General features: G+C 33.4%; 15 protein-coding genes. 9 read left to right on the top strand and 6 right to left on the bottom strand.

All coding sequences use genetic code 11. The features are described 5' to 3' along the window. Nucleotides 1-12: 12 nt before the first annotated feature. The 4 genes from IPK88_15425 (at nt 13) to IPK88_15410 (ending at nt 3,780) form a co-directional block, all read left to right on the top strand. Nucleotides 13-1,584 carry a DUF1501 domain-containing protein gene (locus IPK88_15425; GenBank protein ID MBK8244814.1) on the top strand — a complete coding sequence of 524 codons (1,572 nt, stop codon included), beginning with the start codon at nt 13-15 and terminating at the stop codon, nt 1,582-1,584. A 711-nt stretch (nt 1,585-2,295) separates the two neighbouring features. Continuing rightward, nucleotides 2,296-3,021, top strand: a complete 726-nt coding sequence (locus tag IPK88_15420) for an anion permease (protein ID MBK8244813.1) — start codon at nt 2,296-2,298, stop codon at nt 3,019-3,021. Further along, nucleotides 2,966-3,493 carry an anion permease gene (locus IPK88_15415; protein ID MBK8244812.1) on the top strand — a complete coding sequence of 176 codons (528 nt, stop codon included), beginning with the start codon at nt 2,966-2,968 and terminating at the stop codon, nt 3,491-3,493. The genes IPK88_15420 and IPK88_15415 overlap by 56 nt, the downstream gene beginning before the upstream one ends. Before the next feature lie 8 nt (nt 3,494-3,501). Further along, nucleotides 3,502-3,780, top strand: a complete 279-nt coding sequence (locus IPK88_15410; GenBank protein MBK8244811.1) for an anion permease — start codon at nt 3,502-3,504, stop codon at nt 3,778-3,780. Nucleotides 3,781-3,817: 37 nt separating this feature from the next. Here the strand turns inward: IPK88_15410 and IPK88_15405 are convergent, their stop codons facing one another. Next, complete coding sequence (locus IPK88_15405) at nt 3,818-4,534, bottom strand: response regulator transcription factor (protein MBK8244810.1); 717 nt, start codon at nt 4,532-4,534, stop codon at nt 3,818-3,820. A gap of 5 nt (nt 4,535-4,539) precedes the next feature. After that, entirely contained in the window at nt 4,540-5,592 is a 1,053-nt protein-coding gene (locus IPK88_15400) for a sensor histidine kinase (protein MBK8244809.1), read from the bottom strand. A gap of 148 nt (nt 5,593-5,740) precedes the next feature. Here IPK88_15400 and folE point away from each other — a divergent pair, with 148 nt between their 5' ends. The 5 genes from folE to IPK88_15375 are packed head-to-tail and all read left to right on the top strand — an operon-like array spanning nt 5,741 to nt 9,702. Continuing rightward, a complete protein-coding gene (gene folE / locus IPK88_15395) occupies nt 5,741-6,310 on the top strand; it encodes a GTP cyclohydrolase I FolE (GenBank protein MBK8244808.1) in 570 nt (189 codons plus the stop codon). An 8-nt stretch (nt 6,311-6,318) separates the two neighbouring features. Next, nucleotides 6,319-7,206 (top strand): ACP S-malonyltransferase, encoded by an 888-nt coding sequence (gene fabD / locus IPK88_15390; protein MBK8244807.1) that lies wholly within the window; start codon nt 6,319-6,321, stop codon nt 7,204-7,206. Continuing rightward, nucleotides 7,203-7,778 carry a YqgE/AlgH family protein gene (locus tag IPK88_15385; protein ID MBK8244806.1) on the top strand — a complete coding sequence of 192 codons (576 nt, stop codon included), beginning with the start codon at nt 7,203-7,205 and terminating at the stop codon, nt 7,776-7,778. Before fabD ends, IPK88_15385 begins: the two co-directional genes overlap by 4 nt. Before the next feature lie 17 nt (nt 7,779-7,795). Continuing rightward, nucleotides 7,796-9,550: an ABC-F family ATP-binding cassette domain-containing protein gene (locus IPK88_15380; GenBank protein MBK8244805.1), complete on the top strand. Its 1,755-nt coding sequence runs from the start codon at nt 7,796-7,798 to the stop codon at nt 9,548-9,550. Then, nucleotides 9,463-9,702: a hypothetical protein gene (locus IPK88_15375; GenBank protein MBK8244804.1), complete on the top strand. Its 240-nt coding sequence runs from the start codon at nt 9,463-9,465 to the stop codon at nt 9,700-9,702. The genes IPK88_15380 and IPK88_15375 overlap by 88 nt, the downstream gene beginning before the upstream one ends. Before the next feature lie 659 nt (nt 9,703-10,361). Here IPK88_15375 and IPK88_15370 read toward each other — a convergent pair. The 4 genes from IPK88_15370 to IPK88_15355 all read right to left on the bottom strand — a co-directional run bounded on the left by IPK88_15370 (nt 10,362) and on the right by IPK88_15355 (nt 14,153). Further along, nucleotides 10,362-10,937: a TlpA family protein disulfide reductase gene (locus IPK88_15370; protein ID MBK8244803.1), complete on the bottom strand. Its 576-nt coding sequence runs from the start codon at nt 10,935-10,937 to the stop codon at nt 10,362-10,364. A gap of 31 nt (nt 10,938-10,968) precedes the next feature. Beyond that, the gene (locus IPK88_15365) at nt 10,969-12,147 is read right to left on the bottom strand and encodes an SAM-dependent methyltransferase (protein ID MBK8244802.1); all 1,179 of its coding nucleotides are present in this window, start codon (nt 12,145-12,147) and stop codon (nt 10,969-10,971) included. Between the two features lie 86 nt (nt 12,148-12,233). After that, the gene (locus IPK88_15360; protein ID MBK8244801.1) at nt 12,234-13,169 is read right to left on the bottom strand and encodes a hypothetical protein; all 936 of its coding nucleotides are present in this window, start codon (nt 13,167-13,169) and stop codon (nt 12,234-12,236) included. Nucleotides 13,170-13,178: 9 nt separating this feature from the next. Next, nucleotides 13,179-14,153 carry a polysaccharide deacetylase family protein gene (locus IPK88_15355; GenBank protein ID MBK8244800.1) on the bottom strand — a complete coding sequence of 325 codons (975 nt, stop codon included), beginning with the start codon at nt 14,151-14,153 and terminating at the stop codon, nt 13,179-13,181. Between the last annotated feature and the right edge of the window lie 31 nt (nt 14,154-14,184).

Raw genomic sequence — 14,184 nt, 5'->3', positions numbered from 1 at the left:
TATTCCAAATATATGAAAAGAAGATCTTTTATCCAATCCGTACCCATTGCTATTGGAGGAATGACTGTGAATGCATATGCCAACAGTCCATTGTTGTCTGTCTTAAATTCATCATTAGAAGAAACTGATCGGATTTTGTTAATTGTACAAATGATTGGAGGGAATGATGGTCTTAATACTGTAATTCCACTAGATCAATATAGTGCTTTGTCAAAATCAACAGTCCGTCAAAATATATTAATACCTGAAGATAAAGTTCTTAAATTAAAAGGAACCAATAATGCTACTGGATTGCATCCTTCTTTAAACCGATTATACGATTTGTTTAACAACAACAAATTAAGCATCATACAAAGTGTGGGCTATCCTAAATTTAGTTATTCCCATTTCAGAGCCACAGATATTTGGATGACTGGAGCTGATACGAATGAATATTTAAATTCGGGTTGGGCTGGAAGATACTTAGCTAATGAATTTCCTAATTATCCCGTTGGATTTCCAAATCCCTCAATTCCTGATCCATTAGCTATAAGAATAGGAGGCAATGTCGTATTAGCATTACAAAATCAAGGAGTCCCAATGGGAATATCAATATTCAATACCAATGACCCTTTTAATCTTACAAACAGCATACTTTCAGATCCAACACCAAATAACTATTTAGGAAAAGAACTAGCTTATGTAAGAGAAGTACAGCGCCAAACAGACAAATTTGGAGACGCCGTACAAGCGGCAGGATTTAAAGGTAAAAATGCATCTTCTATATATCCAAAATTATCTACAGATCCAGGATACGCTCTTGGAAATCAATTAGCCATAATCGCTCGATTAATTCATGGTGGTATTAAGACTAGAATTTTCTTTGTACACACAGATGGTTTTGATACACATTCTGGACAAGTGAGTTCTTCTGATCATACCATAGGTACACATGCGAATTTATTAAAAGGTGTTTCTGATGCTATTGGTGCATTTATGGACGATGCCAAATTATTGGGATTTGAAGATAGAATAGCTGGAATGACATTTTCAGAATTCGGAAGAAGAATCATTTCCAATGCTTCTGGAGGAACAGATCATGGTGCTGCACAACCGATTTTCTTATTTGGAGGTAAAGTTGTACCCGGAGTTGTTGGATCGAACCCAATCATAGACCCAAATTCTAATGTCAATTCTAATTTGCCTATGCAATATGATTTTCGTTCTGTTTATGCATCCATTTTAGCTGATTGGTTTTGTGTGCAGCAACCCGATTTGGATCAAATACAATTACGAAATTATCAACGATTGCCTGTTTTTGATCCTGGTAATTGCATACCGACATCTATACACGAAGAACACAGAAAGTTAGGTGAAAATTTAGTGTATGCTTATCCCAATCCATTTGTTCAATCTACTAAAATCAAATTTGAAACAAAAGGTGGACATACTTTAGTACAAATAATAAATAACAGTGGTTCCGTAATTAAGACATTAATTGATCAGAATCTTGATGCGGAAAATATGATGTGGATTGTAATCTTGAAGATTCACCATCTGGAATTTATTATGTTCGGCTACAAAACATGGTATTGCAACAAGTGAAATCTATAATGAAAGTTAATGGTTAATGCTAATTGCAAATATTATTATTTATAAAATTCTGATTTTAAACTGAGATACACTGAGCCCTCACTGAGTTACACAGAGTTTTAATAGATAAATTTCTCAGTGTAGCTCAGTGCGGCCTCCTCTTCCTCAGTGTAATTTATATTTCTTACACAGAGATTCACTGAGTTCACAAGGAGTTACACAGAGTTTTAAGAGATAAATTTCTCAGTGCAACTCTGTGTGGCCTCTTATTCCTCCGTTAAATAAATTGCTTACACTGAGATACGCTGAGCTCTCACCGAGTTACACAGCGTTTTAAGAGATAAATTTCTCAGTGGAACTCTGTGTGGCCTCTTCTTCCTCAGTGTAATAAATTGCTTACACTGAGATACACAGACTCTCTCTGAGTTACACAGAGTTTAAGAGATAAATTTCTCAGTGCAACTCTGTGTGGACTCTTCTTCCTCTGTGTAATGTAAATTACTTACACAGAGATACACTGAGCGCTCACAGAGTTTCAAGAGATAAATTTCTCAGTGCAACTCTGTGTGGCCTCTTCTTCCGCAGTGTAAAAAAAAATTAAATTGAGATTCTCTGAGGCTTATTATTCCTTAGTGCGTTATAAATTCAATCCTTCCTACACTACCTAAGTATATAGAAATTCAAAAAATAAGTAAACTTATTCTATTCTTTTTACTTTTGTAAATGAATACTGCGAACAAGTACTATTTATCAACACTAGGAATACTCCTATTACTTCTGATATTTTATTTCATAAATCCTTTAAACCTTGAAATAAAAGCATTAAAAGTAATTGTAGTTGGGCTCTTCATGATTAGCTTATGGATTTTGGAATGGATTCCAATGCCTGTGGTTGCATTAATTCCATTATTTGTTTTTCCAATTTGGAATATTGAAAGTATTCAAGATATTTCAAAACACTATGCAGATCCCATTATATTTTTATTCATGGGCGGATTTTTTCTGGCCTTAGCCATTGAAAAATGGAATCTACACCAAAGAATTGCATTGAATATTCTAAAAAAAACAGGAGGCAATGGAAATCAAATCTTGTTAGGTTTTATGATTTCCACTTTTGTAATAAGTATGTGGATTAGTAATACTGCTACAACAATGATGATGTTCCCCATTGCATTATCAGTACTAAAAGTGATGAGTAGAAATTATGATAAATCAACACTAGGTAATTTCTCAACAGCCATCTTGTTGAGTATTGCATATGCTTCGAATATAGGTGGCCTTTCTACAATTATTGGAACTCCTCCAAATACAGCCTATGTGGGATTTATGGCTGATCATATGAATATTAATATTTCATTTTTCCAATGGTTTCTTTTTTTGTTTTCCTTTAGCTGTGCTTATTTTAATAGCACTTTATCTTGCCTTTACCAAATGGCTATTTCCAAATGATATTAAAGCAAATGCCAAAACAGATTCATTTATAAGCTCGAAATTATTGGATTTAGGTCCATGGACAAAAGCTGAAAAGAGAGTTTTTATTGTTTTTATATGTACCGCAACATTATGGATGACTAAAGATTTAATCGTAAATCTTTTATCCATTCCGATTAATGATACAATAATTGCAATTATGGGGGCATTTGCATTATTTTGTTTACCGTCAGGAATGAAACCAAATACAAATTCAGAAATTAATGTAGATGAAGAAGAAAATGTAAATCATTTTAATAATATTCTGAACTGGAAAGATACTAGTAAAATGGCCTGGGGGATCTTGCTTATGTTCGGTGGAGGATTGGCATTAGCTAAAGCCATGGAGAACGCTGGTGTAATGAAAATGATAGGAGAGGGTATATCCAATTATGCGCCAGACAACCGATTCCTACTTATCATGTTGGTTGCTACGGTTTCGATCTTTTAAGTGAAGTCATGAGCAATATCGCTCAGGTCATTGTAATGGCGCCCATCTTAGCATCATTAGCCATAGCATTACAAATTCCTCCCATTATACTGGGAATTCCAATGACTCTTGCAGCCAGTTGCGCAGGGATGTTGCCTATGGGGACACCACCAAATGCGATAGCCTATTCAAGTGGCTTGATCCCATTAAAATCAATGCTCCGTGCTGGATTAGTTTTAAATTTGTTTAGTATTGTAATCATAAGTCTATTCAGCTATTTTATTATGGACTTTATTTTTTTAAAGTAAAATTCCATTGTAGCGCATCATTCGTTTTACTTCTATATTAAATTCTTTTCTTTTCAATCATTACCTCGATTTCATCTTTGTAATTTTTACCAATTGGCAATTGTTTAATTTGGTCTTTTTCCAAGACTTCTATGGTATTACCTATGATGGCTTTAATGCGATTCAGATTTACAATATAGGACCGATGAGCTCTGATAAAAAGCTCCACAGGTAATTTTTCTTCAAGACTTTTCATGGTTTGAAGCGTTATGATTCTACTTTGATCCGTATGAATTAGCACATAATCTTTCAAGCCTTCAATGTAAATAATTTCAGAAAAATTAATTTTAATGAGTTTCTTATCTGCTTTTACAAAAATATAATCCAGTGATTTTGAATATTCCTTTGAAGACATGGAAGGTTCATATCTAACAACAACTTTATTCACGGCTTTAATAAATCGATCCAATGAAATGGGTTTCAATAAATAATCCAAAGCATTAAGTTCAAACCCCTGAACAGCAAATTCTGGATATGCAGTAGTGAAAATGATTTGTGGAGGATCCTTAAGCGATTTTAAGAAATCAGTTCCAAGCATCATGGGCATTTCAATATCCAAAAACATGAGATCTATATCTTCAGTTCTCAGTACTTCATTTGCCTCTAGTGCATTTGAACATTTGGCTATCAAATTCATATTGGGCATTTTCATGATATAAGCCTCTAGAATTTCGATCGCCAAGGGTTCATCATCAACAATAATGGTTCGGATCATAAAGTTTATTTATTTGTTGTAATATTTAATTGAATTTCATAAGCATCAGGCAAACTATTTATCTCTAATTGGTGCGTTTTTGGATAAATAAGTTCAAGTCTTTTTTTAACATTAACTAAACCTATTCCTCCTACTTTTCTGGCATGTCCATGCCCGGGCAAGTGATCAGACTTTGAATTTTTAACGATGAACTGAATTTCCTGATCTGTAATCAAAAATTGAATATCAATAAAAGCATTGTTCAAACTTGTTTTAATACCATGTTTAAAACTATTTTCTATAAATGGAATAAATAACAATGGAGCTACTCGTGTACTTTGACATTCGCCTTCTATAGAAATATTGATTTCTGCATTTTTACTTAAACGAATTTTCTCTAATTCAATATAATTTTTTATGTATTGAATCTCTTTTTCTAATGGCACTTCCTTTTCATTACACTCGTATAGCATATATCGCATCATGTCAGATAATTTCAACACGACATCGGGAGCATCATCAGATTTTTTTAGTGTTAGTGCATATAAATTATTTAAGGTATTAAACAGAAAATGTGGGTTGATTTGATTTTTTAAAAATTGCAATTCAGTTTGTACATTTTTTGTAATGAGTTCCTTTTTTTCTTTTTGCACGGTCAACCAATCCAAAGGAATTCTAACCAATGATGAAATAGCAGCTAAAACAATCATACTGATGTAGTGGAATTTAGCGTCTGTAATCCAATTTGGACACAAAAGATCCCCGTAACAAAAATGTGTATTAAACCAAATTTTTATGGGTGTAAGCACAATCCCAAGTCCTAACAATGAAGACGTATAGATAATCATGGATTGACTTTGCATGAGCCAGGGCAACAAAAATCTCAGATTGACATTGACTAAAACTATATAAAAACAAGTGTTGATTAAGGTCCAAGAAACGTCTTTGGAATAGCTCCATTCTTTTGGACTAAAATACAACCAAATGGAAATAAAAATCAACCAAAACAGAACTTGAGCTGAAATCCAGCTAATGCTGTTCGTTGGTAATAATTCAATCGATTTCTTATTCTTAAACACGGACGAAAAATAAGCCTAAAAATTACAAAATCTATAGTTTTTCGATATAATGCGAATTTACATGGACTAAAATATATTTCTATCTAATATTGTTAAACATATTGAATTGGAATATCGTTTGCTTAGTGAAATTGGATACTGACGCAAAATGAAAGAAAACCAAACATTAAAAAATGAAGCCTTATCTTCTTACTTTGAGTTGATTATCAAAGGAGTAGGCGAGGATTCAACTAGAGAAGGGCTTGAAAAAACACCACTAAGAGCTGCTAAGGCCTTGGAATTTTTTACACAAGGTTATAGCCAGGATGCTATAGAAGTTTTGAATTCCGCCATTTTTAAAGAAAAATTTAATGAAATGGTTTTAGTCAAGGATATTGAGCTCTATTCATTGTGTGAACATCATATGTTACCATTTTTTGGAAAAGCTCACATTGCATATATTCCGAATGGCAAAATCGTTGGACTGAGTAAATTGCCCCGTGTGGTGGACATCTTCGCTCGCCGACTTCAAGTTCAGGAGCGACTTACTCATGAAATCATCAATTGTATCCAAAATACCCTAAATCCTTATGGCGTAGCCGTTGTAATTGAAGCCAGACATATGTGTATGATGATGCGTGGCGTCCAAAAACAAAATAGTATGACTACAACCTCTGCTTTTACCGGAGTTTTTAAGACCTTTGAGACTCGGAATGAATTTTTGAACTTAATCAAGTAGCCAATTTTATGAAACATATAGCTTATATATTCCCAGGTCAGGCTAGTCAATTTGTGGGAATGGGTAAAGACTTGTATATTAAAAGTGATGAAGCAGCAGCGTTATTCGAGAAAGCCAATGAGATTTTAGGCTTTAGAATCAGTGATATCATGATTGAAGGTACTGAAGAAGAACTTAAACAAACAAACATCACACAACCATCAGTATTCCTTCACTCCATCATCAAATTTAAAACTACTTCTATTGACCAACCTCCATTTGCGATAGCTGGTCATTCATTAGGTGAATTTTCGGCATTGGTTGCAGCCGAAGTCTTAAGTTTTGAAGATGGTCTAAACTTAGTACAAATAAGAGCTTCTGCCATGCAAGAGGCTTGTGAAAACAATCCTGGATCTATGGCAGCCATTGTAGGTCTTGATGATGCACAAATAGAACAAGTTTGTCATTCCATTACAGATCATGTGGTCATTCCTGCAAATTATAATTGTCCGGGTCAATTGGTCATTTCAGGAAGTTTGGAAGGATTGAAAATAGCTGAACAAAAATTAATAGAAGCTGGTGCTAAACGAGTGATTGTCTTAAATGTTGGAGGTGCTTTTCATTCACCATTAATGGAATCAGCAAGAGTTAACCTTGAAGAAGCCATTTCAAAAACGACTTTCAATACTCCTATTTGTCCCATTTATCAAAATGTAGATGCCAAACCACACACTCATCCTGACATGATTAAAATGAATTTAATCAGACAACTTACCGCGCCAGTACTTTGGACACAAACCATGAATCATATGATTCAAGATGGAACTTTATCTTTCATCGAGGTTGGTGGAAATGGTACCGTATTATCCGGATTTTTGAAGCGAATTGATCGCAATTTTCCAATAATCAGTTTATGAGCTCAGATCAACCAGACCAAATACAAATTGAAAATGGTTCCCTTCTAGTCGCGGAGCCCTTTATGTTAGATCCCAATTTCAAAAGGGCAGTGGTTTTGATCGTAGATTACTCTCCGACTGATGGATCCATTGGATTCATTTTAAACCGGTCTACTCCATTAAAACTAAGTGAATTAATTGAAGATATCGATGATTTTGATGCACCGGTTTTTTATGGTGGTCCGGTAGCTGAGAACACCTTACATTTTCTGCATAATGTTGGGTCATTAATAGAAGAATCCGTGAAAATTGCTCCTGGAGTATACTGGGGTGGACATTTTGAGTCATTGAAATTTTTAATCAATCAAAAATTAATTCAAATAGAAAACATAAGATTTTTCATGGGTTATAGTGGCTGGGACAGCCAACAATTACAACAAGAAATTAAAGAACCTTCATGGTTTATTGATCAAATTGATCCAAATTATATTTTTAAATCCAAGCCTGAACATTTGTGGAAGGAAATCCTTGAAAAAAAAGGAGATCATTACAGCGCCATAAGTCAAATGGATGGCGATTATATTTTTAATTAACATTATATTTATATATTTTGATTCGAGTACAAAACCTAGTATTAAGATTTGGAGAAAGAGCTATCTTCAATAATATTTCATTTACGGTAACTCCTGGTGAAAAACTTGCCATTACTGGTAGAAATGGATCAGGAAAATCAACTTTGCTTAAAGTGCTTTCCGAAGCCATTAAACCGGATGAAGGGCTTGTAGAAAAACCTAAGGATGTAAAAGTAGGTTATCTTGAACAAGAGCTACCCACTGACAAAGGATTTACAGTTCGTGAAGAAATCATGTCATCTTTGGTAGAAATCAATGCCCTCCATGAGGAACTAAAACATTGCGAAGATCAACTTTCGAATCCAAACTTGGAAGAGAAAAAGTTAATGTACTATATTGAACTCATGGAAGACATCCATCATAGAATGGATTACATGAATGCTGATAAAATCGAAGGTGAAATTGAAAAAATTCTAATTGGCCTTGGTTTTAAAAGTACTGACTTCGAAAGAAAAACACATGAATTCTCTGGTGGCTGGAGAATGCGGCTTGAATTAGCAAAACTATTGTTGTCAAGACCAAATGTAATGTTACTCGATGAGCCAAATAACCATTTGGACATCTTATCCATTCAATGGTTAGAGAAGTATTTATTAACCTATGAAGGTAGTGTCATATTGATTTCTCACGATTTAATGTTTGTAGATCGTATCGCTAAGCGAATCATTGAAGTAGATCGTGGTAAATTGTATGATTTTGTCGGAAGCTATTCCGCTTTCATAGATTACAAAAAAGAAAGACGTGACATTGAACTCAGTGAATTCAAATCACAACAGAAATTAATCCAACACAAAGAAGTCCTTATTGATAAATTTCGTGCTAAGGCGAGCAAAGCAAGTTTCGCTAAATCATTGCAGTCTGAATTGGCCCGTATGGATGTCATAGAAGCACCAGATGAAGAACAATCATCTATAAGGCTTAGATTCCAACCTTCACATCCTGGTGGAAGAATGGTCATAGAAGCTCGCGAATTAACAAAATCGTATGGCGATTTAATGGTATTGAACAATATCGAATTCTTTATTGAGCGCGGGGAGAAATTAAGTTTTATTGGTCAAAATGGTCAAGGTAAAAGTACTTTAGTTAAACTTATAAGTCAGGTTGAACCACCAACACATGGCGTCATTAATTTAGGTCATCAAGTGAAAATTGGATATTTCGCACAAGAACATACCGAATTAATGGATCCAAATCAGACCATACTTGAAGTCATAGAAAGTGTAAGTCTTCCTTCTGTAAGACCATTGATCAGAAATATTCTTGGGGGCCTTGCCTTCGGAGGAGACGATGTTGAAAAACGTATCAGAGTTCTAAGTGGGGGAGAAAAGTCTCGAGTTCGACTTGCTTCACTGTTGGTTCAAGAACATAATTTTTTAATTCTGGATGAGCCCACTCACCATCTGGATATCTCTTCCAAAGAATCATTAAAAGAAGCTATAAAAAACTATAAAGGAACCGTTATAGTTGTTTCCCATGATCGTGAATTTTTAAGAGGCCTGGCTGAAAAAACTTGTTTCTTTGCAGATCAAAAAGTTCGAATATTTGAAGGTGATATCGATTATTTTTTAGAAAAAACGAATACCGAATCGTTATTGCAATCATTTGAAAAATCCAATAACACTGCAACAGTTGCTGCTGTTAAGCAATCAGAACCAGCACCAAATATCGATCCGGAAGAGAAGAAAAAAGCTGCAAAAAAATCGGCATTCTTGAGAAAGACATTGAAAGGTTAGAGACTAAAAAGAAAGAAATAGAAATACAAATGGGTGTTCCCGGATTTTTCGAACAATCAAATAGTTCAAATATTTTAAAGGAATACGAACTCCTCAAAAGCCAAATAGCTACTCACGTAAAAGAATGGGAACAATTAGTTGAAATGGTATAGCCTTAGAAATGGTATAACTAAGCTTCGACATTCATAAAAATAAAAAAGACTTCTTACAAATGTAGGAAGTCTTTCTTTTAGAGGAATTAAGATAAACCTAAATAAAAATATATTTTCAAACGAAAAACCAAATTTAGTCCTAAAAATTAATTTCCATGAAGGACTACCAGCAATATTCATTGTTAGAACAAATTAATGTTTATTACTTTTTTAGAAAGTGCAAACAACCAAGTGTTCAAAATTCAAAATAGTATAAAAAATCCCTTTTTTATTAACCAAAACCTATTCTCATGCTGGTAGTCCTACAATGGATCCCATTTTTCAATATTCAAATCAAGCTGCCAAATTTTTTAACGTTTTAATCAATTTGACCTTACAAAGATGAGACCTTTTATTAGGCTGTACATCGTAGAAAACACCCATTTTTATAAATTAGGGGTTTTCCCTGAGTTTTGGAATGTTACCAAATTGAAATTTCATGCCCTTAATGTTTGATATCGGTGCATTTTCTATATAAAATAGACTCAAATAATGCAACAAATACAATGCTTTCAAGCTAATTGGCCTAAAATCCAAAAGACGCTTTTACAACTCTGAATAAAGCTTTGTCAGTTAAGTACAACATCAAAATTCACGTAGAATTTGAGATCAAATTTTAGTTAAAATGGAATTGCCTGATTTAAATATTTGACAATATTACCAGAACTTGGACTGGGGCCATCACGACTCACTAGTTGGCCTTTTTGGTTAAAAATTAAGTAGGTAGGAAATTTCAAAATTTTATATTCTTTAAATAAACGGGAAGACTGTTTTTGGTTTAAAAAATAATGATCGCCACCAAGTAGAAGATCTTGAATCACTTTTTGCCAATTCTCAGGTTTAGAATTACAACATAGGTATACGAAAGCAATATTCTTTTGAGCCATATTTTGCTGTAATGACTTTGAATAAGGAATTTCCGCAATACAACCATAACAAGCCGTTGCCCAAACATCAACATAAACCAATCTGCCTTCGTACTTATTATAAATTAAGCAAGGTAATAATTCATCATTCGTATCCAAGGATACATCATGCATCGTTAATTTGCCTGCAGAAGACTTGCTAGCAGAACTATCGATGGAATTTATGGTATTTCCAGCCAAAGTAGGGATCGAGATATTCTTATGGTCATGATTGTTACAATAACAAAAAAACAAAACACATAATAAACATATAAGTCGGATTCTTCTCATTCGCATAATTCCAAATTATACCAAGCTATTTCTAATCTAATATACGTTCCAAATGATGATGGTCAATCCCAAAATATGATTTGATATCAATAATTTTTTGTTTGATCGCAGCTTGGTTGGATTCCTTTTGTACATTTTTTTTACCAACTATCATAACATTTTTATGGGTATGTGCATCAGAAATAAATTCAATAACTTTAGTAGTATACCCAAAATATTCTAAAATCAATGCACGAATTCCATCAGTCACCATTTCTGCTTCGCGCTCCATAAATATTCCATGTTTCAAAAGGAAATCAAGGTCATTACTCACATTATTTTTATTAATTTCTTTGCGAATCTGTTTGTGACAACAAGGCGCTACAACTATTAGATCGGCATGAGCTTTTATTCCCTTTGCAATCGCATCATCAGTTGCCGTATCACAAGCATGCAGGGCGATTAAAACATTTATCTCAGGGATATCAAACGCCTCGATAGACCCTTGTTTAAATTGCAATCCAGTATAAGTTGAATCATGTGCAATTTGATTACAGAGATCTACCAGATCCTTCCTCAGTTCTACGCCAACAACTTCAGATGGTCTTTTTAGGATATGATTTAAATAATCATAAATGGCAAAAGTTAAATAACCTTTGCCGCAACCCATATCTACAACTTGAATTACTTCATGATTTGGAAGTTCTTTCAACAAAGTGCTTAAGATTTCAATGTAATGATTGATTTGCTTGTATTTATCCTGAGCTGACTTATAAACATGACCATTCTGGTCCGTAATATTTAATTGTTTTAAATACAATTGCTGGCTTGCTTCAATGATCCTTTTTTTCGACTTATCATGGTTCATGCTAGGCAATGTATTTTGACTGGGATTGGTCTTTTCCAAATCCCAACGCCCACCTTTCATAAAACTAAGCTGGATATCAAAATCGAGTGTTAATACCCGTATCAGCCTAAACCCTTCTACTTTTACCAGACCTTCGATCCATTGGATAGATTCAGCTAGCGTATAATTTTTTACTATATCTTTAGTTGCATATTGATACGTAAAACTAAGAACATATTCATTTTTAACTAAAGCCTTTCTTATATTTATTCGCTTGAGATTAGCCTCCGTTCCTTTATAATGACTAAGATGAATGGCAATTAATGAGTGCTTGTTAAAACTCTGCTGAATATATTGTAAAATTTGATCTAAATTTTGAATCATATTTATAATTGATAGTAACACCTTTTAAGTAATAGGGTAACACTTAATTTTTGACTAAGTTAATTAAAAACGCATATTTCAGAAAATTAAAAAATATCTAAATCACCAAAGAAAAACTGAAATTTAGTTTCATACAATGATATGTCTTCCGCTAAAGACTTTGACTTAATCATGAAATTCAGTTTATGTTTAAAGGAAAATTCAAATAATGGAGTTGATGGTTCATCATTTATTTGAATTCTAAATAAGCCGAAAAACAATTGCTGCGAACAATACCTTTTACAATGTTTAATCATTTGTGGGAAATGCTTTCTATCGATTGTTATCAAATCCATCAAAATCATAAATGAAAAGCCATATTTTTTTATTGGCTTTAAAAATGCATACCCCAAGAGTTCACCACGATCTTCAATCTCAAGTATGCGAAGTTCTTTTTTAGTATAGCATTTGTAACGCCATAACAAATAATCCATTGATTTGTCTAAAGCATAGTCCAATTGTGTGAATTGCAATTTTTGAATTAAAGAAACATGATCCAAAATTTTGTAAGTCTGCTTTGAAAAGAAATTGGACAAGCTAAACAAACTTAATATAATTACAGGATTGTCACACTTCCTATAACCGAATTTTTGTTCAAATATTGGAGCGCTCCTTTTATTTGGGAAAGCAAATAAGTATTGAACATTATATTTATCTAAACTAATCTCTTCTGTTTTCCAATACAAATCACGAAAGTAGCCTTTGCCCCTTGATGAAAGTGCAATATACTCATTTTGCGGCATCCCTATGAGTAATCGTTTACGATTAAACCAAAAATGGTAATGATTGATTGTCGCAAATCCTTGTAATTGTTCATTTATAGTTACTTTCCAAAAAGTATAACTACTTGTTGGATTTTCAAAATACCAATGCTTTATGAATGCCTTAGATAAGCGGGGATTTCCATCAATCTCTTGAGCTAAATGACTAATGGTATCCAGATCAGATGCTGCTATTTCCGCAAATTCAATATTGTCTTTCAAAGCATTCATTTATTGTTGTGAACGAGCACATTCTGCCATAGTACAACTAGAAAATTGGTATGTAACATTTAAATACTGATAATGCTTTAAGATGGATTCTAAAAATTTAAAATTAGCTTGCTGATGAATTCCAAAATTATGCGGATGCCACCATAGATGAAAGGTCAAATTGTTTTTAGCTGCATGAGTCATAGAAGATAATATTCTTTGAAGACGCATGGATTCAATCCAAGATAAAGATGGGGTATAGGGTCTAAGAAAACGGCTAGCCTGAATATTCTTTATCGAGTCATGCTTTGACCTAATTCTTTCATAACAATGATGCCCTGTAATATTTATATAATGGTCCAATAGACGAATTCCCTTTTTAATCCAAAGAAATGTTTTATTTACATCAGCTTGATAAATCCAATGATTAGGATTTCCTCTATAACATTGTATCCCTAATTCTTCACATAGATTTACGTATGCCTTATTATATTGGTTTCTGGGAAACACAATAGATGTAATGTTGACTTGATATTCCGATGCTATTTTTAAAGCAGCTTCCAGATCATAAAAAAAATCTGTAGCTTGTTGCCCAGGTTCTAAACAGTAATAATGCGAAAAGGTATGCGTAGCAATTTCATGTTGTGAATGATTTTTAATAAGTTGGATCAATTCCGGAGCAAAATAGTATGCCTGTGTCAAATCATCATCCTTCATTTTTTCAATTTGATTTATATATGGAGACAGCTTCTTGTTTTTATATTGAGGCAATGTCTTTGGAAGATGTTCTAATAATTCTTTTTTATTGTGACAAAAAAGAAATCCAACTATTGCAAAAGTAGCTTTAATTTGATATTGGTCAAATAAATACAATAGTTTTGGAATTACAGATTGTACACCCAATATATTACTTTGATAAGCATCAATTGATTTAGAATCTGTGACACCCCAATAAAGTTCAAAGTCCAGTGATATAACCATCTTTCCGCCTCCCATCTTTCTTGAAATTAATTATCGAAACTTTATT

The sequence above is a fragment of the Candidatus Defluviibacterium haderslevense genome (assembly GCA_016712225.1).
Lineage (GTDB): Bacteria > Bacteroidota > Bacteroidia > Chitinophagales > Saprospiraceae > Vicinibacter > Vicinibacter haderslevensis.
Note: the sequence above shows the minus strand (reverse complement) of the source record. Positions and strands in the feature narration are given on the sequence as shown.

What these genes read in the sequence shown, in the direction of transcription:
- IPK88_15425 (MBK8244814.1), top strand. Translation starts at nt 13, where the DNA reads ATGAAAAGAAGATCTTTTATCCAATCCGTACCCATTGCTATTGGAGGA.
- IPK88_15420 (MBK8244813.1), top strand. Translation starts at nt 2,296, where the DNA reads ATGAATACTGCGAACAAGTACTATTTATCAACACTAGGAATACTCCTA.
- IPK88_15410 (MBK8244811.1), top strand. Translation starts at nt 3,502, where the DNA reads ATGAGCAATATCGCTCAGGTCATTGTAATGGCGCCCATCTTAGCATCA.
- IPK88_15405 (MBK8244810.1), bottom strand. Translation starts at nt 4,534, where the DNA reads ATGATCCGAACCATTATTGTTGATGATGAACCCTTGGCGATCGAAATT.
- folE (MBK8244808.1), top strand. Translation starts at nt 5,741, where the DNA reads ATGAAAGAAAACCAAACATTAAAAAATGAAGCCTTATCTTCTTACTTT.
- fabD (MBK8244807.1), top strand. Translation starts at nt 6,319, where the DNA reads ATGAAACATATAGCTTATATATTCCCAGGTCAGGCTAGTCAATTTGTG.
- IPK88_15385 (MBK8244806.1), top strand. Translation starts at nt 7,203, where the DNA reads ATGAGCTCAGATCAACCAGACCAAATACAAATTGAAAATGGTTCCCTT.
- IPK88_15370 (MBK8244803.1), bottom strand. Translation starts at nt 10,937, where the DNA reads ATGAGAAGAATCCGACTTATATGTTTATTATGTGTTTTGTTTTTTTGT.
- IPK88_15365 (MBK8244802.1), bottom strand. Translation starts at nt 12,147, where the DNA reads ATGATTCAAAATTTAGATCAAATTTTACAATATATTCAGCAGAGTTTT.
- IPK88_15355 (MBK8244800.1), bottom strand. Translation starts at nt 14,153, where the DNA reads ATGGGAGGCGGAAAGATGGTTATATCACTGGACTTTGAACTTTATTGG.